Source organism: Haloarcula taiwanensis (assembly GCA_002844335.1).
GTDB lineage: Archaea > Halobacteriota > Halobacteria > Halobacteriales > Haloarculaceae > Haloarcula > Haloarcula taiwanensis.
This window is the reverse complement of record CP019155.1, coordinates 499,198-525,233: the sequence shown is the minus strand read 5'-3', so window position 1 is coordinate 525,233 and position 26,036 is coordinate 499,198. Positions and strand designations below refer to the sequence as shown.

Genomic DNA, 26,036 nt, shown 5'->3' with positions numbered 1-26,036 from the left:
ACTCTTCGAGGTCACAGTGTGCGTGGGCCCTGGCTGTTCGAGTAGCTCGAACTGGCATCACACTACAGCCGGTTTATATACTAACGCCGTCCGGATAGTTGGCTGTCCAGTTGGAGCGTGACCACTGCGCGCCGAACCTGAGACTATCCACCGATGCGAGAGCTGTCATACATTCTGAATATCGGTAGTCAACCGCGGGTGAGCGATTGGACACACGAATCCGCGGTGTGTCGAATACGTGCCTGTGAGGGTCGAGATTGCACTGTACCGGTCGGAAGGTGTTGCGACGCCCTGCCGTCGACACCGTTCGGAAAGTTCGAACGGCTATCCACTCTGACGTGGCACGTACTGACAGTATGGCACGAGCAGTTCAGACGAGAGTGTTTCGACTCTCTGTGCGTCTGGTATCGGACAGGGATTGCCCGCAGCGAGGGACAATACAGTAGCGCAAGCGGAACAGTCGGGAGTGGCTGTGCCTGACTTAGACCCTCTCAAGGCCCCTTTCGTCCCTGTGCAGACTTGCTACGGTTCATAATAACGTTTATCACGAAAGATTGTGTCATGGCGAGTGTTGCGATGCACGATACAGTCAGCCGTCGAACTGTCATGAAGAGCATTGGTGCCGCAGGCGCTGTCGGACTCGCAGGCTGTTCGACAGACGGTGGGAGTAGTGGCAACACCATCAGCATGGGCATCCTAATGGGGGTAACAGGTGGGCTGTCCGAAGTAGGCCCCGCAATTCGAGATGCAGCAGAACTAGCTGTAAAGCAGGTCCGAGACGCGGACAACGGGTTCGCAGTCGATACGCAGTTCGAGAACACGGAGACCAAGCCGAGTCGGGGCGTGAGTGGTGCAGAAGCCCTCGTGAACGCCGGGTATCCGATGATCTGCGGGGGACTGGCGTCGTCAGTGACGCTGCAGGTCGCCGAGAACGTTGCCATCCCGAACCAGACGGTTATGTGTTCACCATCGGCGACGTCGCCTGATGTTTCCTCGCTCGAAGATAACGACTTTGTGTACCGGACACCGCCAACGGACAAGCTGCAGGGGTCGCTGCTGGCACAGATAGCGGCCGAACGGCTTGAGAAAGAGAGTGCAGCCATCCTCTTTCTCAATAACGCGTACGGGAACGGCCTGTCGAACGGTTTTACCAAGACGTTCGAGTCGGAGTACGGCGGTGAGGTGCTGAATCAGGTCTCGTACTCGGCGGGTCGGTCCTCCTACACCTCACAGTTGCAAAACGCTCTTGATGGCGACCCGGGAACGCTCGTGATCATCGGCTACCCCGAGAGCGGGAACAAAATCTTCCGGAACTTCTACGAGAACTTTGACAGAGCGGACATGGATATCCTGGTCCCAGACGGACTCAGGGCCGATGACTTGCCCGGGAACGTGGGACACGATATGACAAACGTCCGCGGAACCAATCCGTCCTCGGCCGGTCCGGGAATCGAGTACTTCAGGTCGGCATACGAGGAGGAGTACGGCTCTGCACCGGGGCCGTTCAATCAGCAATCGTTCGATGCTGCGGCAGTCCTCATGCTGGCACGCGCAGCAGCTGGTGAAGATGACGGGACTGCAGTCCGGGATCACATGCGGGCAGTCACAGACGCCGGTGGCGAAACGGTCGGCCCTGAACCCTGGGAGAGGGCGTGTCGCTTGCGGCCGAAGGGACCGAAATCAATTATCAGGGAGTCTCAGGCCCAGTCGAGTTCGATGACAATGGTGACCTCGCCAGCGCCGTGTACAATTACTTCAGGTACACAGAGAACGGCACAGAAAACATCGAGCAGGTCGAAGTCTAACGGAAACGTCGCTGGGCTTTCTCACTCACAGTTGCCTGTGTTCCAGAGACGGTCATCTCGGACGATGGTGTGACACAACCGTGACTCAGGTCGTCCTATACACAGTCTCTGTGGCAGGACTGGTGCGATAGTCATTGTCAGACAACCGAAAGACTATAATCAAATACCGTTATACTCATGAACTGATGTCTCAGTACGCAGCACGCGTCGAAGCGATGGATATCAGTGGCATCCGTGAAGTCTTCGAGGCGGCAGGCGAAGACGCAATAAATCTGGGTCTCGGCCAGCCTGATTTTCCCACTCCAGAGCACGCTCGGGAGGCAGCGGTGAGTGCGATTCAGGATGGGATGGGTGATTCATACACCTCCAACAAGGGGATTCCAGAACTCAGAGCGGCTATTAGTGACCGCTACGCCACCGACAACGGGCAGGACATCCCGCCCGAAAACATCATTGCTACTGCCGGGGCAAGTGAGGCCATTCACGTTGCAATCGAGGCCCATGTCCGGCCAGGCGACGAAGTGCTTTGCCCTGACCCCGGATTTCTGGCCTATGAACAACTGGTCTTACTCGCCGGCGGCGAACCAAAGCGGGTCGAGCTCAGGGACGACCTGACACTCGACCCCGCCGCCGTTGAGGATGCCATCACGGAGAACACGTCGCTGTTTATCGTTAACAGTCCAGCGAACCCTACCGGCGCGGTGCAATCGAAGCGAGACATGGCAGAGTTCGCGCGGATCGCGGACGAACACGAGCTTATCTGCCTCTCCGATGAAGTCTACGAGAAGATTGTCTTCGACGGTGAACACCATTCGCCGGCTGAATTTGCCACCTCTGATAGGGTAATCCAGGCCAGCGCGTGCTCGAAAACGTACTCGATGACAGGCTGGCGGCTCGGTTGGGTAGCGGCCAGTGCAGAGCGAATCGAGCGGATGCTTCGAGTGCACCAGTACGTGCAGGCGTGTGCCAGCGCTCCCTCACAGTACGCTGCCGAAGCGGCGCTTACTGGCCCCCAGGAACCGGTTCGAGAGATGGTGTCTGCTTTCGAGGAACGACGAAACGTTCTCCTCGATGGGCTGGAGGATATCGGCCTCGACACGCCGGTGCCGAAGGGGGCGTTCTACGCGATGCCTCACGTCCCAGACGGGTGGACCCAGAAGGTGCTGGACAACGATGTCATCGTGGTCCCTGGCGAGGCGTTTGGGCCGAGTGGACGGGGACAGGCGCGAATTTCGTATGCCACGAGTACAGCTGAACTGAAAGAGGCGCTGGAAGTGATGCGAACGGTCACGAATTCGCTGTAGGGTGCCGCTGGCACTCGTGCTTGACTGTCCCGTCCGACGAGCGGCGTCACATTTCTCGTCGCGGGCGTCTGCGTCCGTGTCGGTGTCTCTCTTGCTACGCCACCTGCAAGAGAACTCCGCTGGATAAAGAGAGCATGACTCCCTTTTGTTATTCGTTGCCATGTGTGGTGTTAGCAAGAAATTGGGACACAGCTTCGCTTCTCTCGGATTCTATGACGATTTTACATCAAGATTTTTAACACTGGGTACAGAGCACAAACGTATGGCGGCCCGAGACTACTACAACCGTGGACAGAATATAGTGTACAACCGCCCAGTACTCGTTCTATTCGCGGTTATCGGCGTGTTTCTCGTCTTCGATATCTTTCGACAGTTAGAAACTGGCACGATTGCCGCCACAGATCTCATGAGCTATCTCTGGAACGGCCTGGTACTCGGGATGTCGCTTGGACTGGCTGGCGTCGGCCTCTCAATGACATACAGCATCCTCAATTTCGCGAACTTCGCCCACGGAGACTTGATTACGAGCGGTGCGTTCGCCGGATGGGCGACGGCGTTTCTGATTGCCGGCCTAGGTGAATTTTCCGTCGAAGCGCTCGTCCTCATCGGCGGCCCGATCGCAGTCGGCTCGAACGAACTTGGAATAAACGTCGTCAATACCCCACTGGCCCTGCTGGCTGGCTTACTCGTCGCTGCGGTCCTGACAGCTGCCCTTTCGCTCTTGCTGGACCGAATCGTGTTCAGGCCGATGCGTAGCGCCGACGGTGTGACGCTGATGATCGCCAGCGTCGGTGTCGCACTGTTTCTTCGTAATCTCATCACCTATTCGTTCCTGACTGATAGCCGCGGACTGACAGGCGGAAACGTCCCCCAGTTTACTCTGGCGGGTGTCACGTTTGGCGGACACCAGATTACGCTGGTCGTCGTCGCCGCACTCCTGATGCTTGCTACCCACGTTCTGCTCCAGTACACCAAAATCGGCACCGCGATGCGTGCAATGGCTGCGAACAAAGACCTCGCGAAAGTCACAGGCATCCCGACAGAGCGCGTCGTCAAACTCACCTGGAGTATCGGCGGCGGGCTTACCGGGTGTGCAGGCTTTCTTATCGCATTACAGCAGGGAACGCTCACAGTAACAATGGGATGGGACCTGCTGTTACTGGTGTTCGCAGCGGTCATCCTCGGCGGTGTCGGTTCGATTTACGGGGCAATGGTCGGCGGTGTCATCCTCGGAATCGTGAGCCGACTCGCACTCGTCTGGATTCCGGCCAGTTTCCTTCTGGTCGCGGCGTTCGTTATGATGATCGTCATGCTGCTCGTCCGCCCGTCGGGGCTGTTCAGCGGGAGGACGACGGCATGAGTACGGGTTCTATTCAGGCACGGGCTGAGGGGTGGCTTGGCAACAACGACGTGCGCTTGCTCATCGCCCTGGCCCTCGCTATCGGGGGCTTGTACGCGCTTTTCAGTGCTGTTCTCGGGTTCCAACTGAATGGCACGGTCAACACGCTCCGGCGCGTCGCCTTCCTTTCGGCGATTTATGCTATGTTAGCGCTCGCGCTGAACCTCCAGTGGGGATACGCAGGCCTGTTCAATCTCGGTGCGGCTGGATTCATGGCCATCGGCGTTTACACGATGGGGATACTGACCGCTCCAGTGACAGCCAGTCCGCCCGGCTTCGGGCTGCCACTTCCGGTCGCGATTCTGGGTGCGCTACTCGTGACCGGGGTCACTGGCGGCCTCGCAGCATTACCTGCGATCCGACTCCGTGCTGATTATCTTGCAATCGTGACTGTCGCGTTCTCGGAAATCGTGCGTCTCACATTCCGTGCGCCGGAGTTCGCGAACACCCGCATTGCCGGCGTTGCATTCGGAACGGGCGGTGCGACGGGCCTGTCCTTGCCATCGAACCCGATCCGGATTCTCTTTTACACGGACCCTGCCGCAACAGCCCCAGCACCCAATGCGCTGGGAACGGCGATATTCAGTGTCGTGGCACCGCTGGGAATCGAGGAGACGCTGGTTATCGGCTGGGCGTACGTGATTGTGTTATGCCTCTGTCTCGGCCTCTTGTACTGGCTGATGATCCGCCTCGGGAAGTCACCCTTCGGCCGGGTCCTCAAGAGCATCCGCGAGGACCAGCAGGTCACGCAAGCCCTGGGGAAGGACACGCGCCGATTCAAGATCAAGACATTCGCGCTCGGCTGTGCGCTCATGGGGCTCATCGCTATTCTCTGGCGTCTCTCTGGCGGGTATGCATCGCCACGGATGTTCAAGCCGATACAGACGTTCTACATCTTCATTGCGCTGTTTATCGGTGGGACCGGGTCGCCAACGGGAAGCATCGTCGGCGGTGCGCTGTTCGCCAGTCTGCTCTTCGAGGGCCCCTCGTTCATCCGGCGGGTTGTGGCGGAGTACCTCCAGCTCAGCAACGCTCCCGATACGCTTGTCGGTGCTATCGCCGAGTTAGGAACCCTTGATGTCACACCATTGCTGGCGTATTCCGTGCAGGACGTGAGCATCTCTGCGCTCCGGCTTATGCTGTTAGGTATTGTTCTGGTGTATCTCATGCAACGGCATCCGGAGGGTCTGCTGGGTCATCGAAAAGCAATCGCATCGAGTGTTGACCTCTCACGACAGGAGCCTCGCGAGGATGACAATGAGTAAGAACGCACAAGCAAGACAGAGCGGCCAGACCCAGAACGGACAGCAAGAACAGATACTCAAAGTGAAGAACCTGCGAAAGACGTTTGGCGGTATTACCGCCGTCGCTGATGTCTCATTCCACGTGGAGAAAGGGACTATCACTGGTCTGATTGGTCCGAATGGAGCGGGCAAGTCGACGACATTCGACCTCATTACCGGGGTGCAACGTCCAGACGGGGGTGCAGTCGAGTTCAACGACACGGAAATAACGGGGTATCGATCAGATCAGGTCGCAAATCAGGGCCTCGTCCGGACTTTCCAGATAGCCCGAGAGCTCTCGGAGATGACCGTGCTTGAAAACCTGATGCTGGCACCGCAGGACCAGGCCGGCGAAGCAGTCTGGCGGGCGGTCCTCCGCGAGCCAGAACACAGGTCATCGAGCAGGAAAAGATACTCCGAGAACAAGCATGGGAGATGCTCGAACTATTCGAGATCGAACACGTCGCGCACGAATCTGCCGGCAATCTTTCAGGGGGCCAACGGAAGCTGCTTGAGATGGCGCGTGTGCTCATGACCGATCCCGAGATGGTACTGCTGGACGAACCGCTTGCGGGAGTCAACCCAACACTCGAAGAGAAACTCATTGACCGGTTGCAGACGCTCAAAGAGCAGGGCTACACCTTCCTCTTCGTCGAACACGACATGGACGTTATCATGAATAACTGTGATACGGTCATCGTGATGCACCAGGGGAGTGTCCTCACAGAGGGGCAACCGGACGCAGTGAAAAACAACGACAAAGTCCTCGATGCATATCTCGGGGAAGAGGTGACAGTATGAGCTTACTGTCAGTACAGCAACTGGACGCCGGGTACGGTGATCTGCAGATTCTCACAGAAATTGACATGGAGGTCGGACAGGGTGAGTACATCACTATCGTCGGCCCGAACGGCGCGGGCAAGTCCACTGTCATGAAGTCTGTGTTCGGATTGACGACGTACATGGGGGGTGAAATCGTATTCAATAACAGGGACATTGCCGGTGAACAACCGGAAGACATCATCTCATACGGGTTGAGTTTCGTTCCACAGAGCAACAACGTGTTTGAACCGCTGACGGTCACAGAGAACCTCAAGATGGGTGCATACACGCTCGATCAGTTTCCCGAGGAGCGGCTACAGGCTGTTTACGACCGGTTCCCGATACTGGAAACCCGGTCGGAGCAGAAAGCAGGGACACTGTCAGGCGGGCAACAACAGATGCTGGCGATGGGCCGTGCGCTCATGCTTGATCCCGACCTGTTACTGCTTGACGAACCCAGCGCAGGCCTGGCACCGGATCTCGTCGATGAGATGTTTGACCGCATCGACGAGATCAACGACGCCGGTACCGCTGTGCTCCTCGTCGAACAAAACGCCAAAGAGGCATTGCGGCGGTGTGATCGCGGTTATGTCCTTGTACAGGGGCAGAATCGACACGAAGACAGCGGTGAGGCACTTCTCAACGACCAACAGGTCCGCGAGGACTTCCTCGGCGGGTAGCTCCTGTCGCCCAGCACTGGCTTAGAGGGCTTTTTGCCGAAGGAAACAGTCTACGTGAGACACTCTACGGGCCGTTGAGTCGTTTCGGGCTGGTGGGTCCATGGTGGCGATAATCAGTGCACGGATTTCAACGCTGCAGCCCCGGATTCAGCGAAATTATGGGAGTTTGATATATTTGACCCTTCACAGCACACCGTTATATCAATACATCCGCATTACCGTCTGAATGTACGCTCTGTTACCAGTATCACAAGATAGAGGGTGTGAATATAATAGTTCAATATATTTTACTTAGCCCCTGACTCCACGCCGCTTCGGACCAGTAACTGTCACCGTTCACACCGGCATAGTATCTGTTACGTGTGAACGATTGTCGCACAAACAATAAGTATCTTCCATGTCAGACTTCGCATATGCAACCGGGCTTGAACCCTACCGCCTGCCCTGCAGGTCAGCTGTCCCGGCAGTTAATGGACTGGGCACTGCCCTCCGCCACAGCCCCGTCTTTTACATTTTCGACATTTAAACTGGCGTAGACCGCTAGCGCACAGGTGGTCCCTGTGCCCTGGCGGAAAACGCCAGCCTTGAACACGCTCGGAGAGCTGTACCCAGCGGCTGTTCGGGTCATCAGGGTCTGTCGAGGGAACGTCTATCGAATATACAAACATCATCGAAAACAATGAACATGAAAAACGAAGCAGGAAACGCGGACTTGCCAGCGCCCGTCAGACAAGACTCGGAGCTAGTCCAGGTACTGGATGCTGAAGGCAACGTATTACCGCAGGCGTCTGTCCCTGATCTCTCAGATAGGCAGTTACTTGAGCTGTATGAGACAATCAAGCTCGCCCGTCACTTCGATCAGCGGGCGATCAGCTTCCAGCGACAGGGGCGACTGGCGACGTACGCACCAATGACCGGGCAGGAGGGGTCACAGGTCGCCACGAGCTTTGCGCTTGCCGAGCAAGACTGGCTGTTCCCGACTTACAGGGAGCACGCGGCGAAGTACGCTCACGGAATGGAGCTGGCATCCCTCTTCGAACCACTAAGAGGCTATCGGGAAGGATATGCAATCCCTGAAGGTGTCAACGTGATGCCGGAGTATATTCCGATAGCAACCCAGGTTCCGCAGGCTATGGGAATGGCCTGGGGACACAAGCTACAGGGCAAGACGGATACGGCCGTCCTGTGTCATCTCGGTGATGGTGCGACCTCCGAAGGAGACTTCCACGAAGGACTGAACTTCGCCGGGGTATTCGACGTCCCTGCTGTGTTCGTCTGTAACAACAACCAATGGGCGATTTCGGTCCCCCGAGAGCGACAGACTGCGAGCGAAACCATCGCTACAAAGGCACAGGCATACGGTATCGACAGCGTTCGTGTCGACGGACTGGACCCGCTCGCGGTCTACAAAGTCACCAGTGAGGCACTGGAGAAAGCTCGGAATCCAGCTCCCGGAGCGCTGCGGCCAACGCTTATCGAATCTGTCCAGTATCGCTTCGGCGCTCACACCACTGCGGATGACCCGTCCGTCTACAGAGACGAATCGGAAGAGGAGGCCTGGCGAGACCGCGACCCTGTGGACCGCATTGAAAAGTATCTCTACAACGAGGGTATCCTCAATCCGGACCTTGAGAGTGAGATCCAGGACCGAATCGAACAAGAAGTCAGCGAGGCGATAGAAACGGCGGAGCAGACAGAGACGAGTCCGGACAACATCGTCGAGCATGTGTACGAGGACGTTCCAGCGCGGCTCGAAGAACAGCGGGACGAACTGAACCGGCTGCGCGAGAAGTATGACGACGGCGCGTTCTCGGAGGTGCTGGAATGAGTTCGACAGCCAGTACGCAGACGGGGCAAAACGCACAGCGTCTCACCCTCGTGGAGGCGATACAGGACGGACTGTACACGGAAATGTCGCAAGACGATAGCGTCGTCGTTCTGGGCGAAGACGTCGGGAAGAACGGCGGTGTTTTCAGAGCAACCGACCAGCTATACGAGGAGTTCGGCGAAGACCGCGTCATCGACACGCCACTGGCAGAAGCCGGCATTATCGGGGCCTCGATTGGACTTGCCCAGACCGGCATGAAGCCTGTTCCCGAGATGCAGTTCATGGGCTTCATGTATCCTGCCTTCGATCAGATTGTCAGTCACGCCGCTCGCCTCCGGAGCCGTAGCCAGGGACAGTATTCGGTGCCGATGGTGATACGGGCTCCGTACGGCGGTGGCATCCGGGCCCCAGAACACCACTCCGAGTCGAAGGAAGCGTTCTTCGTGCACGAGCCCGGCCTAAAGGTCGTCTCGCCGAGCACGCCCTACGATGCAAAGGGACTGCTGGCGGCGTCCATCCACGACCCGGATCCAGTCATCTTCCTTGAGCCGAAGTTGATCTACCGCGCCTTCCGTGAAGATGTCCCGACAAAACCGTATGAAGTGTCGCTGAGTGAGGCTGCTGTCCCGCGTGACGGAAGCGATATTTCAGTCTACACGTGGGGAGCTATGACCCGGCCTGCCCTGATCGCAGCGGAGAACCTCAGCCAGTCACACGGCATCGAGGCCGAAGTCATCGACCTGCGAACTCTGTCTCCCCTCGATATAGAGACGATCACTGACTCGTTCAAGAAGACCGGGAGAGCCGCGATTGTCCACGAGGCACCGAAGACTGGCGGACTAGGGGCCGAAATCGCAACGACGATTCAAGAAGAAGCGCTCGTGCATCAGGAAGCGCCAATCAAACGAATCGCCGGCTTCGATGCCCCAATGCCACTTCATTCACTGGAGGATTACTACCTGCCACAGGCGGTCCGTATCCAGGACGGAATTCGCGAAACAGTCGACTTCTAACATGGTACGCGAGTTCGAACTCCCCGATGTCGGTGAAGGCGTCGCTGAGGGCGAACTGCTTCGCTGGCGTGTTGCGCCGGGCGACGCAGTTTCCGAAGACCAGCCGGTAGCGGAGGTCGAGACCGACAAAGCCGTCGTCGACGTTCCGTCCCCCGTTGACGGTGTTGTCGAAGAACTCCGTGCTACGGAAGGTGAGGTTGTCCCAGTCGGTGATGTGATTATCGTCTTCCGAGTAGAGGGTGAAAACGAATCAGACGAAACCGCAGTAACGCCTCCAGATGACGCCACCTCGGAAAGTGGCTCCCAGACCGACGACGAAGCTACACCACAGCCAACCGGAGATGCGCCGTCGGACCCAGCGGTGACCCAGAGCGTCCAGGTCCCCGCACCGCCGTCCGTGCGGCGTCTCGCCCGCGAACTGGGCGTTGATATTTCCAGCATTGCTGATTCGTCTTCTGGGCGCATAACAGAGTCAGATATACGCGCGTACGCGAGCGAGTCCTCGACTCAGGAGCGTTCAAATCAGCAGACCGCTGCCGCGGGGCAACGAGATCAGCAGTCTGCCCCGGCGCAGTCTGTCAGTTCGGCACAGATGCAAGAAACGGCAGACCGGGAAACGACCGTTGCTGTCCCGAAAACCAGACACATCGCAGCGGAGGAAGGAATTGACCTCAATACCGTTCCCACCGATGAACGAAAAGACGGAGAACCCTTTGTCACGCTCGAAACGGTCCGGGAGTACGCAGAGGCACACCAGCAAGCACAGAAAACGGATCGAGAAGCGGTAGCCAGGAGAGCAGCGACAGACGAGCCAGCGCGCCCGGAATCTCGAAAGCCATACACCGGAATCAGGCAGACGATTGGCTCGGCGATGACGGAGTCGAAATACACGGCCCCGCACGTCACCCATCAGGACGAGGTTGATGTTACCGCTCTGGTCGACGCTCGCTCGGCCCTCAAACAGGCGGCAGAGGAGCATGATATCCGACTGACGTATTTGCCGTTCGTTATGAAAGCGTGCGCCGCGGCTCTGCAAGAGAACCCACAGATAAACGTCTCTCTCGACGAAGCAAACGAGGAAATCGTCGAGAAACAGTACTACAATATCGGTATCGCAACGGCGACTGATGACGGCCTGCTGGTTCCTGTCGTCGAGGATGTCGATACGAAAGGCCTGCTCGAAGTCGCCGCTGAAACCTACGAAAAGACTCAGAAGGCCAGAGAACGGAGTCTTTCGCCGGAGGAAATGCGTGGCGGGACATTTACCATCTCGAACATAGGCGGGATCGGCGGGGAGTACGGAACCCCGATCATCAACCAACCGGAGAGCGCCATCCTGGCACTGGGAGAAATAAAAAAGAAGCCACGAGTCGTCGAAAGAGATGGTGAGGAGACGATAGAACCCCGCCATGTCATGACCCTCTCGCTGTCGTTCGACCACCGGGTGCTTGATGGCGCAGACGCCGCCCAGTTCACGAATGCCGTACAGAAATACCTGCGAAATCCAAATCTGCTCCTACTAGAATAATGGTTGTCGGAGATGTAACTACGTCGACTGACGTACTGGTTATTGGTGCTGGTCCCGGCGGATACGTCGCCGCAATCCGCGCCGCACAGCTTGACCTCGATGTTACGCTCGTAGAAAAGGGAGCGTACGGCGGAGCCTGTCTCAACCGTGGCTGTATCCCCTCAAAGGCCCTGCTCAACGCTTCAAAACTGGCAGCGGAGGCGGGCAACGCGGAGGAGCTGGGAATTTACGCAGACCCAACAGTTGCGCTCGACGAGATGATGGACTGGAAAGACGGCGTCGTCGATCAATTAACGAGCGGTATCGAGCAACTGTGTACGGCAGCTGGCGTGAACCTGCTGCAAGGGACTGCCGAATTTGCTGATGAAAACAAGATCAGAATCGTCCACCAGGGTGATGGACAGGGGTCTGAATCGCTAAAATTCGAATACTGCATCATCGCGACGGGGTCCCGGCCGATTGAAATTCCGGGGTTCGACTACGGTGACGAGTATATCGTGTCCTCTACCGGCGCTTTGACCCTTGAAACAGTACCCGACGAACTCGCAATCGTCGGAGCCGGATACATCGGCATGGAGCTAGCGACTGTCTACAGCCGACTTGGAAGCGATGTCACGGTCGTTGAGATGCTGGAGCAAGCGCTTCCCAGCTATGAGCAAGACATTGCTTCGGTAGTCCGGCAGCGAGCGGAGAATCTGGGTGTGGATTTCCATTTCGGGTACACCGCGGACAGCTGGGCTGAGTCTGGCGACGAGGCCGTTCTGACTGCTGTCCCCGCCGACGGAGCGGCACACGATAGCGATATAGAGCTCACCGCTGACAGAATACTCGTTGCCGTCGGCCGACGCCCGGTGACTGACACGCTCAGTATCGATGCCGCCGGCGTCGAAACCAGTTCTCAGGGGTTCATTCCAACGGATAGCAGATGTCGGACAAACAAGGAGCACATTTTCGCAGTCGGTGACGTTGCTGGTGAACCGATGCTCGCGCACAAGGGATCGAAAGAAGGGGAGGTTGCAGCAGAAGTAATCGCTGGCGAGCCAGCGGCAGTCGATTATCAGGCCCTCCCGGCTGCCGTGTTTACCGAGCCGGAAATCGGAACCGTCGGGCTCACGGCGACCGAAGCAGCGAACGAGGGAATTACGCCTGTCACAGGTACGTTCCAGTTTCAGGCGTCTGGTCGAGCACTGACAGCAAACCGGACGGACGGCTTTGTCCGAATCGTCGCCGCAAAAGAAACCGAACGTGTGATCGGTGCACAGATTGTCGGTCCGGAGGCCTCTGAGTTGATTGCAGAAATCGCGGCAATGATAGAAATGGGGGCAAAACTTCAAGATATCGGTTCAACGGTCCACACGCACCCAACACTAAGTGAATCGATAATGGAAGCCGCACAGAATGCAAGAGGGAAAGCGATACACAGACACACCTGACTGAACCGAATTGAGACCTCAGTCTCTCTATCTACGTCCAAACTGAGAGAGACGCCACTCAATTACGGCTCATACGATACTACCTGCTGGTTCGAAGCTGTAACTCCAGAACAGATCGCCGCAAGCGAACTCCACGTCTCCTTTGCTGGCCACGTAATTCCGAAGACTGGTCCAAGGCGGCTGTCGGCTATGAACCAGTGTCAGTCGTTTGCGACTGTTTGGGTTGCGCCGCCGTCTCTGGTGCTTAGCTTGCTGTCTTCTTCGGGTTTCGCTGTGTCTGTTGGCAACTCTTTGTACAGAATTCCCTTGCTGCTGTTATACTGTGTCATGAATTCACATGGCTTGTCGACACACGTAAACCCATCCCTTATTTCATATCATTAAATATTAACACTCAGGGGATATTTATATATCAAACAATCCTGTAGAGCGACAAAATAGCGCATCTGTATAGAGTATATAGAAATAAACGGACGCTCAAACTATTCTTTGGGGAAAATACATAGGAAATAACCTTTACTTCGATAATTTTTACTATTTGGTTGCCGTCCGCGTGGCCTATAATATGGGTTTGATGTATTATATACTATATTTTTGTACATTTGTGATCTATACCAGTCGAAAACAAAACGGGAATCTCAGATATTGGGGTACTGCGATGTCATGCATTCCTCTTCACAGAAAAAATGCTCTGTTATCTCTCCGCCTGAGTCTCGTATCGTAAGACCTCTGTACCTCATCTGTTCGCTGATCACCTGCCCACAGTAGTCACAGCGGTAGGTCGGTGACCCACCAACCAGGACTCGGGTCGACTTATTTTGAATTATCAGCTCGGTAGTGGTTGTGTTGCCGCTGACTTCCATAGCGCAGCGACCGGTTGCTAACGACTGTTCTGCGTCACTTTGTCCATTCATCGTTCGTATCGATTCGTTGTTGACGGGGGACGGTCTCGTTCTATCGACTGGTCCACACTACTCCACAGTCGCGATAATCGACTCACCGACGTTTTCCACCGATACCGGGGTACTGCCCGGGCTGCGATGGTCTACGCGGATTACTAGGCAGGCAGTATAAAAAACGTATAACCGGTCGCTACGACGGTAGCTGCCATTGTTTTCCGGGACGCTTCTCCCGTCTGGACACCCGGTTCCATGTACATATATAACAAACTATTGTATTTAATCATTTGGTTAGTGTGCATCAACTCATCTACTGAGACGGGGCTGTCTGCAAACGCCGGTAGTTGGTGGGTGTGAACAGCCCTCACATAATTGTTAAGTGTACATCCAATGAATCCATGCATATGAATCCGGGCGTCGACTGTACGGCTTGGAAAGTAAGCCCGCTGTCCCGGCACGTGATCGGTACGGATCGTTCTACATCTGGTTTTACATTTTTCAAGTTTTAAACTGACGTAGACCACCACAGTGCGGGCAAACGTCCGCACACAGGTGGAAAACGTCAGTCCCGGCTGGTCCCCAGAGCACCGGCCAACGGCTGTCGGGTCGTGATGACCCATCACACGACGCGCTGTGACACAAACTACAAATCCACACTCAGCACCATCATGAACGCACAAAACACGCAGGAGTATCGTAGCCAACAACCAGCGGACATCGCAAACGCAGACCAGGCCCGGAATGCAGCCCCCGAAAGTGTCGAGAGCCAATCTATCAGGGTCGTCATTAGCTCGATTGCAACGCGCCACTGCGACCACTGCGGAGCACCGATCGGGGAAAACGTCCAGTATCGAAATGTCACTACCAGAGATGGGGCCGGCAACGTCACGGAATACGCGTTCTGCAGCGTCGACTGTAAGTCCGCCCGGTTCCCGAGGCTCGACTGATTACCTTCTGTCGCGGAACTGCGTCTGCTTACAGACCCGCTGGCTGGGCTGCCAGCGTTCCTGTGCCTGCTTGTGAAGAAACCCTCATTCGGACTGGCAGTCGCAGCCACCCTGTTCCAGAAATGCGACAATATCGTAGCTACGGCCACAGTCCTCACACAGTACCTGCAGTTCGTTGATGATGTTGAAATCGCCCGCTGAGATGGCGTCGTTTTTTTCTAAGCTCTCGATAGTTTGCCTCGTCACGGCGGTGGTTCGCCCCCGGAGCCGCTGTATTCTGTCAATGGCACTTTCCTTCCGTTCTTCGGGTGTCTGCTCGGGCCTAGCCGCGCCCCGATCGTTCTTGAGATAGCGATACACCGTCTGGTGGGAAATAAAATCAGCCATCACGGATTCGATATCGACTCCGCTCTGTTCGAGGCGGGAGCGTATGAGTGGGGCGTCGGCGTCGTCTTCACTAAGTGACTGATAGACCTGTTGGATATCACCACTCAATGTCGGGGCGTCAACCCCTTCAATAGCGGATTCGAGCACTGATTGATTGAAATACTCCGCAAGATCGCGGGTGCTTTGTTCCTCTCCCTCGTCACCAACCCATCGGCTCTCGAGCTCTGCACCCATCCCGACAAGACCGTACTTCTGAATCACGGCATCGACCTTGCTCGTTCCTCCACCGGACTGTGAGTCGTCTGTGGTCATGATCCGATTTAGGTGGTGGCCATAGTTACTAAACACTCCCGCATATCCAGAGTCCGACCACGGTCCCGCACACGCAGCGCTTTCTCAGACCCGTGCTCTGGGATGTGTTGACAGATTCACGAACCGCCCTACTCATCTGATTCAGCGTCGGGCTCACGAACCCACGTCACTGGAACTGGGGACGTCCGGACGATTTTGGCGCTGACACCACCCATGACGTACCTGCTGAAATCAGTCTGTCCGTGAGTCCCCATAACCGCGAGACCGATCTGGTTCTCGTCGATGTAATCGCGAATCACCTTTGATGGGGTACCGTGTTCGATGGCGGTGGTGACCGAGTCAAGCGACGTTTCCTCAACTCTCTCGGTTGCCTCGGCCATAATTTCGTTCGCCCGATCAGTCAACTTCCCTTCCTTCAGGACAGAGCGTGCATCGAGCCCGAGACCGCCGGTCTCGACAACGTGGAGCAGATGGAGTGTTGCCCCCGTCGCGTTTGCAACAGCAATCCCCTGTGTCACTGCGACCCCCGCGCCACGGCTGCCATCTGTCGGGACAAGGACGTGTGTCGGCGGATACACGAGTGACCGCTCTCCTGCGGGGTTGACCGCAATGACGGGAACCGTCGCCGTGTTGATGACACGTTCGGTGACGCTTCCGAGGAGGATTCGCTTGATCCCCCGCTGTCCGTGTGTCGGCATGACAATGCAGTCAATGTCGGACTGTTCGCTGTAGTCAAGTATCGTCCTGTGCGGGTCTCCTTGGAGAACCGTCGAGACGACTGGGACGCCCTCATCCTTCGCATGTTGCGCGGCTTCCGCCACAATGCGCTCTCCTTCTGTTTCGAGAACGTCGATGACCTCTCCACGAATCGTTGTGACACTGTCTCGGCCAGTATCGGCGACGTTGAGGATATGCAATGTCGCCTCGTGCTCGGCTGCGATCTGTAGCGCGTATTCAAGAGCCGATTCTGCGGCGTCGCTCCCGTCAGTCGGGAACAGGATGGTGTCGTACATACTGGGAGTCGCTTGTTTGCACTCGGTCAGCTATCTGGGCAACGGAGGGCGTTCCGGGGTGACTGAAGACGGATTTCTGTTTGCACCCGTCCGTGACTGTGACTTCTGAGCCTTTGCTGTGTCAGCGTCCGCGCAGCGAACTGGTCGGCTCGATGTCGTTGCAGATGCATCGTAATCCAGAGACGCTGTTCGATGAACTACACAGTGGGATCTAATAACATCTCGCCTGCGGAAGTTTCTTGCCCGCTTCGGATAGAGGATGTACAGCGTCGCCGTCAGGTACCTCGATAGGAGTGGTCCGATGACAGGGTGGTATTGGCACACATTTTTACCATAACCCCGCGCGTGTTGAGATATGGCAGCAGTCCGACGCCTTGTAATCGATGTCCTGAAACCACACGATCCGCCGCTCCTGACCTTTACCGACCAACTGGCCGAAATTGCGGGGGTCGACGGAGTAACATCGTCTCTGATTGAACTGGATCAGGAAGTGCAGAATGTCAAGGTCACGTTCGAAGGCGACGATCTGGATTTCGAGGCGATCGATGAAACGATCGAACATCTCGGCGGGTCAGTGCACTCTGTAGACCAGGTTGCCTGCGGTGACACTGTTGTCACGGATCGACGGACGTTACAGGATGGCTGATGCGCTGTGGCGTCCATTCGACAATTCATCAGGCGACTGCTCGGAAAGGAAGATGTTCTTGCTATCTCCCGTCGGTACTTCATTTCGAACGGCTTTGACGGGACACTCACGAGCATCGGCATCATCGTCGGCGCTGTCCTGTCTGGGGTCCCTGATGGATACACTGTGATCAAAATCGGACTGGGCGCGGCAGTTGGCCTCGGGACCTCTGCAGTCTGGAGCGTGTGGGAAATCGAACGTGCCGAAACCCGGGCCGAAATCAGACGTATCGAGCAAGCGATGCTTACGGATCTCGATGATACCCGCGTGCAGCGAAACCAGCGCGGTGCCCGCTTCGTCCACGCCATTATGAGCGGCCTCGGCCCGCTGGTCGGGATTCTGATTCCGCTGACCCCGTTCCTTGTCGCAGGAACCGTCGTCACAATGACAGAGGCGGCACTCATCGCGGTTGGCCTCGGTGTCGGTGTGTTGGGTGCGTTCGGTGCCTACATGGGTTCGATTTCGGGCCAGCAGTGGTACGTTGCCGCCGCGCGAATGGGACTTGCCGGCGTAGTCGTGGCCGTTCTCAATCTCTTTCTCCCCGGCTGAGAGACTGGGACTCTGTTTCCTCACGGAAGCACAAATCCCAACTTGCTTTGGACTGGCCGCCGAACAAGGTCGTAGATGCGTGTTGGCTTGCGGCAGTTCAAACGGCCGTTGTGCTACGTGATGTCGATCCTGTATGTCGTTGCTGGGATACTGCATTTCGTCGTGCCGGAACTATACGTCCAGATCGTGCCGCCGGTTTTGCCAGCGCCGCTTGCGCTGGTGTATCTGTCCGGTGTCGCCGAGATCGGTGTCGGGTTCGGCCTGCTGGTACCGCAGACGCGCTCATACGCTGCATGGGCGACGATCGCACTGCTCGTCGCGATTTTTCCCGCAAACGTCTACATGGCTGTTTCCATGGTCACCATCGAGGGCACGGGCGGCGGCCAGCCATCTGCACTGGTCCGCTGGGCACGCTTACCACTGCAGGGCGTGTTGATTCTCTGGGCGTACTGGTACACCGACTGAGCGTGGCGGCGGCCGACCACGACGAGTTCGCCACGATACCTGCGCTGAATGAGAAGCTGGACCACGTATCCTGATTGAATCACTTATTACGAAGAAGCGGATGGTGTCGCACAATGGCCCTTGAATTCCTCCTCCCCGGCCTGATCGGATTCGCTTTCGTAATGGTTGCAGCCTATGCCGGCTCACTCCGGGCGCTGGAAGTCTACTTCGACTCGGAGCAGGACAGTATCTTCCTCTCGGATGACTACGACCCGCCCGGTGAGCAGTAGCCTCGCGGTATCAGCCACAGAATCGAGGCGTGTGCTGAAAGCTGGAGACAAGCTGTTCCGACGCGCTGCTTCGTGGTCAGTCTGTGTTCAGGCGCTCTGTAGCGGAATCTAATTTAGAGGCAGAAGTCAATAGTGTCGGTACTCACACAACTTTCTGCCAGGCCGGGCTCGCTTCGAGTTCTTGCATCGCCGTGCGGACCTCTGACTGAATCGCCCCGTAATACCGCTTTCGACCAACTGGTGTCTGGATGCGGATAATGGCGGTCTCGCTTGTCACCTCAAACAGCGACAGGGCCCACTGCCCGGCCTGATAGGACCAGTCGCCGAGTTCTATCGTTTGCTCGTCCTGAATAGAGCGTGTGCCCAGTTCCCAGCTCTGACGTGTCAAATGATCGAGGTTGAACGGCACAACATCGGGAAGCGTGGCAGCACAGCCGCTTTCACAGCGAGTGTTATCTACCGCCATGATACGAAATCCAGAATCGATCAGTAAAAACGTGTCTACTTTCCCGGCTCAAATCTGACGCGACGTGGAGTTCTCAGCGTAGCGCAAACCGCTGTCTGTTCTCGAATATATACTTACGCGACTCGCCACCGAATAAGCGGCTCACTTTGAGCGGGCTTCAACGTCGTTTCTAGGCCATATACACAGTCATTCCTCGCGTGAACTCATCAGCATTCTCGGAGCCGTCCGTCCACCTGGACAGCGAGGCCTTCTTCGCGAGCGTAGTCTGCAACAGTCTTGAACGGAGGTCCGACCGAATCGACGGCTGTCTCGCGCGGAATCGGCCAGTTGTCGCTGTAGACGACGTACGAGTTGGTGGCAATCCTGTACTCGCGACCGGCGTCGATAGGCTGGTCGTTGACAGCCACGCTCACTAGCCGTCCAGTCTCGGTGTCGTACTCGACGGTCATCCCGCTGATGTCGCCGTGCCAGAGCCGTCCGTCATCGCGGTGGGGACGGAAGGCTGCCTTCAAGAGCGTTCGTAGCTGGTCACCCGAAAGGCGGAGGACCTCCACCTTACCGCCGAAGGGGTTCAGGCTGGCCACCTCGCCAGCCGTGACCTCACCAGACAGGGGTCGCCCCTCTCGAAGGCCGCCATTGTGGACGAAGGCGACATCGGTATCAGCCGCCCAGCGATAGGCGTCGGCCACGAGGTTGCCAATACGACTCTCGCCGCGGGTACGCCGGTCGATATCGCGATAGATCGGGTCGTCGACAGTGGCGACAGTCTCCAGCAAGCCGACATCGGCCAGCTGCTCGCGGGTCGTATCGGCCATCGACTTGTCGATAGGTCCCTCAGCTGTCGAATGCCGAGTGGCCACCGGCGGACGATTCCCGTCGAACAGTTCGACTTCCCAGACCACTTGCCCGTTTGCTCCGGGGCGGATAACCAGTGTTCCGTCGACGATCTCGTGGCGTTCCCTGTGGACGTGGCCCCCGAGGACCGCGTCGACACCGTCGACGGCCGCAACGGCGGTCTCATAATCACGCCGTAAGTGTGCGAGCACCACGAACTGATCGACAGTGTGACCGAGCTCACCCACCGCTGTTCGCACGCTCTCGACAGGACTGGTCACGGTCAGCTCCGACGCGCCGGTTGGAGCAATTCGGGGCGTCGCGGGATCGATTACCCCGACGAATCCGATCTGTTGGCTATCTCGGTGTAGAACTGTCATTCCGTCTAACCCAGCGATGCCAGAACCACAACCGGCTTCACTGTCGCCGGCAGCGACGTTCGCGACGATCCACTCCTGTGGACTCTCCGAGATGACGTCTAGAATGGGCGCAGTCCCGAAGTCGAAATCGTGGTTTCCTACCGTCTCGACATCGGTACTCACTGCCCGGAAAAACGGTAGCGCTTGACGGCCTTCGAAATAGTGAGCGAGAACACCCGGGGCAGTGTTGTCGCCGGTACCGGCGACGACTGTGTCCTCTCCGCGGACGGACTGGATTGTTCCGGCGAGCTGCCCCATCCGAACGGGGTCGTCACAGCCGGTCTCAATGTCAGAGTACTGGAGTAACCGAACTGACATCGCTCAAAGCCGATTCCAGTGACGTATGGAAATCGATTTCGCTTGTGACTTCTCGGTAATGTGCTTCCGTTCCCGGCCGCCTCGGTGAGACCGTCCTCGTTGCTGGATGAGATTCACTGCTCCAAAGCAACGTAGCTTCGACCGCGGCGTCCGCCAGCTGTTCCAATCAGAGGTCGTTATGTCGATTGTTCGGCTAACTTTTTCAGTTCCACCAGCCGCGGCAGTTCTGTGACGCCGCTAAGTACGACTAAAACCGACAGCGTGTTTCGGTCGGGCGTGGGCATGTCGCCACTCCGGACCTCCGGCGACTGGAGTTCCTCGGTAAGCCATCGCCGCCCGTCGGTAACGGCTTCCCGGAGCAGCCACGCGGGCGGCCCGGCAAACACAGCTAGGGCTTTATCGGCGGACGCCACCTCGCACTGGATCGTTAGTTTGCCACGTACCGCTCGGCGGAGTGTCGTCTCGACGGCGTTGTATGCCTCTATTTCGTCAACATCGTCCGAGTTGTCCCCGAGAAAGCGGTTTTTGAGCTGGCCTATAACTGTCCCGTCTCCGTCCCCGCTATCCGCCTGCAGGTCCTGACTGGCGTAGCCAAGTGTTGTGAAACCAGAGTCTGAGAGGGTATTGATAATCTCGCTAGCGTCAACGACACTCTGACCGACGGTGTCGGATGCCGTCGCCTCACCTGCGGCGAATAGCGCCCCGAGCCGCGCCACAACGGTTTCGTTCAGTGTCTCGGAGGTCTCATCGACCGTCTGGCCGCTTCCGAGCCACGCTTCGTTGTCGAACAGTATCTGTCCGTCGACAGGCGATTCCAGCGCCTGGAGTGCCTGCATCGTGTTCGCGGCTGCGTCGTCGTCCCTGCCGGCTGGTAACACCGCTAAACAGTAGAGTGGGAGCGAGTAAACCTCTCTGAGCGCGTGGGCGACGTGGGCTGTGGCACCGCTGCCAGTCCCGCCTGCAAGCCCGGCCACGAGGACGATAGCGTCGATATCACTCGTTATCAGTTCGTCTATCGCCCGGCGAATCTCGAGCCGTTCGTCTTCGATAGCGGCGATACCGCTCGCTCGGTCCCCGTTCGTTCCGGTCCCAGTTGTTTCGGAGAGCCCGAAGGCATGCCGCCGGTCGGACGGGAGTCCATCGAGTTCGCCGAGCGCTTCGGTGTCCGTGTCGAGGGCACAGGCTGCGCCGAGATATGGTCCTTCGCGGCGTTCGTTGTCCTGCCACAGTCGCTCAACGATCCGGCCTCCAGCGCCACCGATACCAACTGCCGCGACTCGCATACGTCGCATTTAGTGTCGTCTACTATTAATAATCCGACTCACTGCGATACCACCACTGGTATTGCTACAAGTCGAGGTACGGTCGGAGCTTCAGTAGCGTCTCACAGGACTGGTATTTGACCGCAATACTGTCAGAATAGAAGCCTCTCATGCGACAGGCGCTGAAAAGGACTGTGTCTCACGAGCTTGTCGATGAACCAGCCGATTCTCTGTCTATTATCGTTTCCGGCGAGTCGATGGGCAGCCTGTTCATCGCCACCGCTCTCGACAGCTATAGGCCCTGTGCTGTGCGCGGCCCCCTCGGCTCTCGGGGGGTGCTGGCTCATAGAGCCTGATGCTGGTTTCCCGCTGTGTAAGAATGGATGCGGTGTTACTTGTCTGCTTGTCTAATAGTCGGTATATGACCCTCGTTGTGCCGTTCGACGGCTCTGAATTAGCCGAGGCAGCACTCGTTCGGGCGACGGAGTTCGGCAACGTCTTCGAAGAGGAGGTGCTGGCCGTCAGTGTCGTCCGGAACGGGAATGCGGAGTACGCTCGGGAACACGACTGGATCGGGCCGAACGAAGAATTCGACTTGGAGACAGTTGTCTCCTCACTGCACGAGCAGGTGATAGACCTGTGTCCGGCTTCCGATTTCCGACATACAGTCGTGGATCGGTACGCGCCGGCCGGGTCGGTGGCGAAAGCCATCCGCAAGATGGCCAAGAGAGAAGACGCGTCAATGGTCTTTATCGGGAGCGAAAACGCCGGCCACCTCGTCACGAGCATCAGCAGTGTCGGCGGATCGATTGCCTCGGACGACGCCTACGACGTCGTCATCGTCCGAAACTGCAATCCGTCTAAAATCGCCAAACTCAGGGACACGTCCCCGCACAGACGGTCGAAATCCGATTTTTATTTCCCGGAATAGGGAACGATGCCGGCCGTACAGTCATCCCAGAACCGACAGACGGAACGCAGATATCACAACTGTTTTTGTTACCAACTGTATATTGTTAGGTGGGTTCTGGTCCTCGCTCCATCTCCCCTTGAGTCCAATCCAGTTCATCGATTGGCCCGAGTCCAGAACCTGTCGTCGTGGATGACGACTTTGGGTGGTGCGTGCACGCCACTCCCCCCGGCTGCCCACCATTCGTTTGCTGACTACTCCTGAGTCGTTGCTGGTCCTCGTGACGGGTTTTTGGAAGTTCTCCCGTGTTACACCGCTTCCCCCAGTAGCGAAGCGGCCACGAATCGGTGTGAGCATACTGGCAGGGTTCGAAAGCCCGTGTCTGACAGAGTCAACTAGCGGCTACACATCGCTTCAAGCATCATGAGTGCCAGGAACCACTTCGAAGAGCTGCCCTGTATCAACGAACCAAGGCTACTGTTGGATTCTAAATAACTGTTGTGGGCTCGTTATTCGTGCGTTTTGGCCGGCGTATTATATCGCTAAATCGGCCAGTCATCCACGAAGCTCTCGGAGTAAATTCACGCGGCGCTGTCTCCGTTGATGGCGACTCGTAAAACGGAGAAGGGGAAAACCAGGTTGGCAGACACTGGCGTTGGCCCCACTGGCTATATATACTCTAGATATATAAAGTTTCTGATATATTGTTTATAGTATTATCTAATAGTGTGGCAAATAATAGGCGACGCGAGATGCGAACGCCTACATCACTTTCTTGCGCAGATAGGCTGAGATGGCTTCACTGATGAGCACAAGGCCCAGAATCGAGATGAGTATCGTCAGGACTGCTTCCCAATTGAAGTAATTGATCTCTGTTTGTAGTGGGACGCCGATCCCGCCTGCACCGACGAATCCGATGATCGTCGACGCTCTGACGTTGATATCCCATCGAAGCGTCGCGACGCTGATGAACGCCGGCTTGATCTGTGGAACGATACTGTAGATGAGTACATCAACGGACGATGCCCCAGCTGCTGTGATCGCCTCGACAGACCCGCGGTCGATCTCTTCGATGGCCTCTGCGATTAGCTTTGCAGTGAACCCGATCGACCTGATCGAAATCGCAAGCACGCCAGCGAGGGCTCCCGGGCCGAAGATAACCACGAAGATCAGCGCCCAGATGATGACGTTGACCGAACGGGTAAACGAGATGATGAACTTACCCAGCAGGTACGCCGGCTTGTTGGGCGTCGTGTTGCTGGCGCCGAGGAACGCGACCGGAATCGCCATCACGATGGCCAGTGCCGTGCCGAGGATGGAGATATTGATGGTCTCGAGGAGCGGCCCGACAATTTTCCGGGAGTATCCCACATTGGGAGGATACATCCGGCCGAAGAGGTCAGCCAGTTCGCGCGGAGCAGTCACGGCGTAGCCGTAATTCACTTCCATGGCACGCCAGGCTGCGACGAGGATGACAAGCCCAGCCAGTAGTCCAAAGAACCGGAGCAATCGCTCACGGCGATCGAACCGGCTCCAGGAGTCAGTGCTGTTTGACATTATTGGATCCGCCTCCGGACGAGAGCGCTGACGCCTTCACCGACCATGACAATCGCGACGATGACGGCGATAATCGCCATACTGAACTGGTAATCGTACTTATCGAAGGAGTTCAGCAGTGTGATCCCGATACCACCCGCTCCGACAATCCCAACGACGGTGCTGTGACGGAGATTGATGTCGAGCCGGTAAATCGACAGCCCGACAATCCGGGGCATTACCTGTGGGAGCACGCCGTAGAGATACGTCTGGACGGGTGTCCCGCCGACCGCGGTGATCGCCTCCATCTGTCCGCGGTCGATGTCCTCGATTTCCTCTGCGAGGAGCTTCGCGAAGAATCCGATGGTTTTGAACGCGAGCGCAAGGACACCAGCGAGCGGACCGAACCCGACCGCTTTGACCATAATGATCGCGACGATGAGTTCGTGAAGCGAGCGCGTGACGGCGACGATGCTGCGGCCGACGTAGTAGACTGGCTTCGGCGAGAGGTTGTTGGAAGACATGACAGCGACCGGCACGCTGACGATGATTCCCATTGTCGTGGCGACAATCGTCATCACAATGCTCTCGACGATTCCCTGTATGAGGAGTTCCCGCTGCGACGGAGTGTACGCTGGTGGGAGCATGCTCGAGACGAGCTCGACACCGGCTCCGATCCCTCGCATAAATCGGCTGGGGGAAATCCGGAGGTTCCAGAAGCTATACGCGAAGAACAACAAGATAAGCCCGTAGATGAGATACTTGACTTTCTTGTTGTAGAAGACTGTGGGTCGCTCCCAGGATCCTTCAACAGCCGATCCAGATTCAGCAGCCATGTTGATTAGTCACCTCGCTCGGCAATAACGTCGTCAGAGTCGGTGCTGCTACTGGCACTCGGCTCTTCGCGGTCCGCAATGGATTCACCACCGCGATAGATTTCGTCTCTGGCTGCCTGATCCAGATCGTCGGGCGGGCCGTTAAAGACGATTTCACCGTCACTGAGACCGATGATGCGGTCCGCGTAGTCGACCGCTAGATCGACTTCGTGGATGTTGATGATGATGGGGATATCGTCTTCATGAGCGATGTCCGTCAGGAGGCTCATGACCTCTCGGGAGGTGTCGGGGTCCAGCGCACTCGTCGGCTCGTCAGCGAGCAGGATTTTCGGCCGCTGAATGACGGCACGGGCGATACCAACGCGCTGTCGCTGGCCACCAGAGAGTTCATCTGCACGGTTGTTCTCGACGCCTTCAAGATTCACGCGACTGAGAATCTCCCGTGCGCGCCTGATGTCCTCCGGTGGGAAGTTCCGCCGGAACGCGTTCCACGTGCTGAGATAGCCCAGGCGGCCGGAGAGTATGTTTTCCATGACCGTAAGGCGCTCTACAAGATTGAACTCTTGGAAGATCATACCCATATCGCGACGGACGTCGCGAAGGGCTGATTTGTCCAGGCCAGTGACCTCTGTATCGTCGAGTGAGACGTGCCCACCAGTTGGCTCGGTCAGCCTGTTGATACTACGAACGAGTGTGCTTTTCCCGGCCCCGCTTGGCCCGATGATTGCCACGATCTCGTTTCCACTGACTTCGAATGAGACACCTTTGAGTGCTTTATCACCGGAGTCGTACGTTTTTTCCAAATTATCTACAGTGAGCATTATTCGAGTCTCT

23 protein-coding genes and 2 pseudogenes are annotated in these 26,036 nt (G+C 57.0%); 16 read left to right on the top strand and 9 right to left on the bottom strand.

Annotated elements, in window-relative coordinates; translation table 11 throughout:
• Positions 1 to 606 precede the first annotated feature (606 nt).
• The 10 genes and pseudogenes from BVU17_17505 (at position 607) to BVU17_17460 (ending at position 13,095) form a co-directional block, all read left to right on the top strand.
• Positions 607 to 1,805, top strand: a pseudogene (locus tag BVU17_17505) (ABC transporter substrate-binding protein).
• 185 nt (positions 1,806 to 1,990) lie between these two features.
• A complete protein-coding gene (locus tag BVU17_17500) occupies positions 1,991 to 3,109 on the top strand; it encodes an aspartate aminotransferase (GenBank protein AUG49354.1) in 1,119 nt (372 codons plus the stop codon).
• A gap of 262 nt (positions 3,110 to 3,371) precedes the next feature.
• Positions 3,372 to 4,469, top strand: coding sequence for a branched-chain amino acid ABC transporter permease (locus BVU17_17495; GenBank protein AUG49353.1), 1,098 nt, complete (start codon positions 3,372 to 3,374; stop codon positions 4,467 to 4,469).
• Positions 4,466 to 5,773 carry a branched-chain amino acid ABC transporter permease gene (locus tag BVU17_17490; protein ID AUG49352.1) on the top strand — a complete coding sequence of 436 codons (1,308 nt, stop codon included), beginning with the start codon at positions 4,466 to 4,468 and terminating at the stop codon, positions 5,771 to 5,773. Before BVU17_17495 ends, BVU17_17490 begins: the two co-directional genes overlap by 4 nt.
• Positions 5,766 to 6,592: pseudogene (locus BVU17_17485) on the top strand (ABC transporter ATP-binding protein). The gene BVU17_17490 and the pseudogene BVU17_17485 overlap by 8 nt, the downstream one beginning before the upstream one ends.
• Positions 6,589 to 7,293, top strand: coding sequence for an ABC transporter ATP-binding protein (locus BVU17_17480; protein AUG49351.1), 705 nt, complete (start codon positions 6,589 to 6,591; stop codon positions 7,291 to 7,293). The pseudogene BVU17_17485 and the gene BVU17_17480 overlap by 4 nt, the downstream one beginning before the upstream one ends.
• A gap of 679 nt (positions 7,294 to 7,972) precedes the next feature.
• Positions 7,973 to 9,121 (top strand): pyruvate dehydrogenase (acetyl-transferring) E1 component subunit alpha, encoded by a 1,149-nt coding sequence (locus BVU17_17475; protein ID AUG49350.1) that lies wholly within the window; start codon positions 7,973 to 7,975, stop codon positions 9,119 to 9,121.
• Positions 9,118 to 10,134, top strand: coding sequence for an alpha-ketoacid dehydrogenase subunit beta (locus BVU17_17470; GenBank protein AUG49349.1), 1,017 nt, complete (start codon positions 9,118 to 9,120; stop codon positions 10,132 to 10,134). Before BVU17_17475 ends, BVU17_17470 begins: the two co-directional genes overlap by 4 nt.
• A gap of 1 nt (position 10,135) precedes the next feature.
• Positions 10,136 to 11,662, top strand: a complete 1,527-nt coding sequence (locus tag BVU17_17465; protein AUG49348.1) for a branched-chain alpha-keto acid dehydrogenase subunit E2 — start codon at positions 10,136 to 10,138, stop codon at positions 11,660 to 11,662.
• Positions 11,662 to 13,095 carry a dihydrolipoyl dehydrogenase gene (locus BVU17_17460; GenBank protein AUG49347.1) on the top strand — a complete coding sequence of 478 codons (1,434 nt, stop codon included), beginning with the start codon at positions 11,662 to 11,664 and terminating at the stop codon, positions 13,093 to 13,095. Before BVU17_17465 ends, BVU17_17460 begins: the two co-directional genes overlap by 1 nt.
• A gap of 638 nt (positions 13,096 to 13,733) precedes the next feature.
• Here BVU17_17460 and BVU17_17455 read toward each other — a convergent pair.
• The gene (locus BVU17_17455; GenBank protein AUG49346.1) at positions 13,734 to 14,009 is read right to left on the bottom strand and encodes a hypothetical protein; all 276 of its coding nucleotides are present in this window, start codon (positions 14,007 to 14,009) and stop codon (positions 13,734 to 13,736) included.
• Between the two features lie 653 nt (positions 14,010 to 14,662).
• Between BVU17_17455 and BVU17_17450 the strand changes: the two genes are divergently transcribed.
• Positions 14,663 to 14,941, top strand: coding sequence for a hypothetical protein (locus BVU17_17450; GenBank protein ID AUG49345.1), 279 nt, complete (start codon positions 14,663 to 14,665; stop codon positions 14,939 to 14,941).
• Positions 14,942 to 15,025: 84 nt separating this feature from the next.
• Here the strand turns inward: BVU17_17450 and BVU17_17445 are convergent, their stop codons facing one another.
• Positions 15,026 to 15,640 (bottom strand): hypothetical protein, encoded by a 615-nt coding sequence (locus tag BVU17_17445; GenBank protein ID AUG49344.1) that lies wholly within the window; start codon positions 15,638 to 15,640, stop codon positions 15,026 to 15,028.
• A 128-nt stretch (positions 15,641 to 15,768) separates the two neighbouring features.
• Positions 15,769 to 16,653, bottom strand: coding sequence for a universal stress protein (locus BVU17_17440; GenBank protein AUG49343.1), 885 nt, complete (start codon positions 16,651 to 16,653; stop codon positions 15,769 to 15,771).
• A 355-nt stretch (positions 16,654 to 17,008) separates the two neighbouring features.
• Here BVU17_17440 and BVU17_17435 point away from each other — a divergent pair, with 355 nt between their 5' ends.
• The 3 genes from BVU17_17435 to BVU17_17425 all read left to right on the top strand — a co-directional run bounded on the left by BVU17_17435 (position 17,009) and on the right by BVU17_17425 (position 18,352).
• Entirely contained in the window at positions 17,009 to 17,299 is a 291-nt protein-coding gene (locus BVU17_17435) for a hypothetical protein (protein ID AUG49342.1), read from the top strand.
• A gap of 6 nt (positions 17,300 to 17,305) precedes the next feature.
• Positions 17,306 to 17,887, top strand: a complete 582-nt coding sequence (locus BVU17_17430) for a hypothetical protein (protein ID AUG49341.1) — start codon at positions 17,306 to 17,308, stop codon at positions 17,885 to 17,887.
• Between the two features lie 75 nt (positions 17,888 to 17,962).
• Entirely contained in the window at positions 17,963 to 18,352 is a 390-nt protein-coding gene (locus BVU17_17425; protein ID AUG49340.1) for a DoxX family protein, read from the top strand.
• Positions 18,353 to 18,763: 411 nt separating this feature from the next.
• Here the strand turns inward: BVU17_17425 and BVU17_17420 are convergent, their stop codons facing one another.
• The 3 genes from BVU17_17420 to BVU17_17410 all read right to left on the bottom strand — a co-directional run bounded on the left by BVU17_17420 (position 18,764) and on the right by BVU17_17410 (position 21,941).
• On the bottom strand, positions 18,764 to 19,087 hold the full coding sequence (locus BVU17_17420) for a hypothetical protein (protein AUG49339.1): 324 nt from the start codon (positions 19,085 to 19,087) through the stop codon (positions 18,764 to 18,766).
• 206 nt (positions 19,088 to 19,293) lie between these two features.
• Positions 19,294 to 20,658: a 2',3'-cyclic-nucleotide 2'-phosphodiesterase gene (locus tag BVU17_17415; protein AUG49338.1), complete on the bottom strand. Its 1,365-nt coding sequence runs from the start codon at positions 20,656 to 20,658 to the stop codon at positions 19,294 to 19,296.
• A gap of 176 nt (positions 20,659 to 20,834) precedes the next feature.
• Positions 20,835 to 21,941 carry a cell division protein gene (locus tag BVU17_17410; protein AUG49337.1) on the bottom strand — a complete coding sequence of 369 codons (1,107 nt, stop codon included), beginning with the start codon at positions 21,939 to 21,941 and terminating at the stop codon, positions 20,835 to 20,837.
• A 149-nt stretch (positions 21,942 to 22,090) separates the two neighbouring features.
• On the opposite strand from BVU17_17410, the gene BVU17_17405 reads away from it, so the two are divergent.
• Entirely contained in the window at positions 22,091 to 22,276 is a 186-nt protein-coding gene (locus BVU17_17405) for a hypothetical protein (protein AUG49336.1), read from the top strand.
• 65 nt (positions 22,277 to 22,341) lie between these two features.
• On the top strand, positions 22,342 to 22,851 hold the full coding sequence (locus BVU17_17400; GenBank protein AUG49335.1) for a universal stress protein: 510 nt from the start codon (positions 22,342 to 22,344) through the stop codon (positions 22,849 to 22,851).
• A 741-nt stretch (positions 22,852 to 23,592) separates the two neighbouring features.
• Here BVU17_17400 and BVU17_17395 read toward each other — a convergent pair.
• From BVU17_17395 to BVU17_17385, 3 genes are read right to left on the bottom strand one after another with little or no spacing between them, the layout of a single operon-like run.
• A complete protein-coding gene (locus tag BVU17_17395) occupies positions 23,593 to 24,387 on the bottom strand; it encodes a phosphonate ABC transporter, permease protein PhnE (GenBank protein ID AUG49334.1) in 795 nt (264 codons plus the stop codon).
• On the bottom strand, positions 24,387 to 25,202 hold the full coding sequence (locus BVU17_17390; GenBank protein ID AUG49333.1) for a phosphonate ABC transporter, permease protein PhnE: 816 nt from the start codon (positions 25,200 to 25,202) through the stop codon (positions 24,387 to 24,389). The genes BVU17_17395 and BVU17_17390 overlap by 1 nt, the downstream gene beginning before the upstream one ends.
• Positions 25,203 to 25,207: 5 nt before the next feature.
• Positions 25,208 to 26,023: a phosphonate ABC transporter ATP-binding protein gene (locus BVU17_17385; protein AUG49332.1), complete on the bottom strand. Its 816-nt coding sequence runs from the start codon at positions 26,021 to 26,023 to the stop codon at positions 25,208 to 25,210.
• Positions 26,024 to 26,036 lie beyond the last annotated feature (13 nt).

What these genes read in the sequence shown, in the direction of transcription:
- BVU17_17500 (AUG49354.1), top strand. Translation starts at nt 1,991, where the DNA reads ATGTCTCAGTACGCAGCACGCGTCGAAGCGATGGATATCAGTGGCATC.
- BVU17_17495 (AUG49353.1), top strand. Translation starts at nt 3,372, where the DNA reads ATGGCGGCCCGAGACTACTACAACCGTGGACAGAATATAGTGTACAAC.
- BVU17_17490 (AUG49352.1), top strand. Translation starts at nt 4,466, where the DNA reads ATGAGTACGGGTTCTATTCAGGCACGGGCTGAGGGGTGGCTTGGCAAC.
- BVU17_17480 (AUG49351.1), top strand. Translation starts at nt 6,589, where the DNA reads ATGAGCTTACTGTCAGTACAGCAACTGGACGCCGGGTACGGTGATCTG.
- BVU17_17475 (AUG49350.1), top strand. Translation starts at nt 7,973, where the DNA reads ATGAACATGAAAAACGAAGCAGGAAACGCGGACTTGCCAGCGCCCGTC.
- BVU17_17470 (AUG49349.1), top strand. Translation starts at nt 9,118, where the DNA reads ATGAGTTCGACAGCCAGTACGCAGACGGGGCAAAACGCACAGCGTCTC.
- BVU17_17465 (AUG49348.1), top strand. Translation starts at nt 10,136, where the DNA reads ATGGTACGCGAGTTCGAACTCCCCGATGTCGGTGAAGGCGTCGCTGAG.
- BVU17_17460 (AUG49347.1), top strand. Translation starts at nt 11,662, where the DNA reads ATGGTTGTCGGAGATGTAACTACGTCGACTGACGTACTGGTTATTGGT.
- BVU17_17455 (AUG49346.1), bottom strand. Translation starts at nt 14,009, where the DNA reads ATGAATGGACAAAGTGACGCAGAACAGTCGTTAGCAACCGGTCGCTGC.
- BVU17_17450 (AUG49345.1), top strand. Translation starts at nt 14,663, where the DNA reads ATGAACGCACAAAACACGCAGGAGTATCGTAGCCAACAACCAGCGGAC.
- BVU17_17445 (AUG49344.1), bottom strand. Translation starts at nt 15,640, where the DNA reads ATGACCACAGACGACTCACAGTCCGGTGGAGGAACGAGCAAGGTCGAT.
- BVU17_17440 (AUG49343.1), bottom strand. Translation starts at nt 16,653, where the DNA reads ATGTACGACACCATCCTGTTCCCGACTGACGGGAGCGACGCCGCAGAA.
- BVU17_17435 (AUG49342.1), top strand. Translation starts at nt 17,009, where the DNA reads ATGGCAGCAGTCCGACGCCTTGTAATCGATGTCCTGAAACCACACGAT.
- BVU17_17425 (AUG49340.1), top strand. Translation starts at nt 17,963, where the DNA reads ATGCGTGTTGGCTTGCGGCAGTTCAAACGGCCGTTGTGCTACGTGATG.
- BVU17_17420 (AUG49339.1), bottom strand. Translation starts at nt 19,087, where the DNA reads ATGGCGGTAGATAACACTCGCTGTGAAAGCGGCTGTGCTGCCACGCTT.
- BVU17_17415 (AUG49338.1), bottom strand. Translation starts at nt 20,658, where the DNA reads ATGTCAGTTCGGTTACTCCAGTACTCTGACATTGAGACCGGCTGTGAC.
- BVU17_17410 (AUG49337.1), bottom strand. Translation starts at nt 21,941, where the DNA reads ATGCGAGTCGCGGCAGTTGGTATCGGTGGCGCTGGAGGCCGGATCGTT.
- BVU17_17405 (AUG49336.1), top strand. Translation starts at nt 22,091, where the DNA reads ATGCGACAGGCGCTGAAAAGGACTGTGTCTCACGAGCTTGTCGATGAA.
- BVU17_17400 (AUG49335.1), top strand. Translation starts at nt 22,342, where the DNA reads ATGACCCTCGTTGTGCCGTTCGACGGCTCTGAATTAGCCGAGGCAGCA.
- BVU17_17395 (AUG49334.1), bottom strand. Translation starts at nt 24,387, where the DNA reads ATGTCAAACAGCACTGACTCCTGGAGCCGGTTCGATCGCCGTGAGCGA.
- BVU17_17390 (AUG49333.1), bottom strand. Translation starts at nt 25,202, where the DNA reads ATGGCTGCTGAATCTGGATCGGCTGTTGAAGGATCCTGGGAGCGACCC.
- BVU17_17385 (AUG49332.1), bottom strand. Translation starts at nt 26,023, where the DNA reads ATGCTCACTGTAGATAATTTGGAAAAAACGTACGACTCCGGTGATAAA.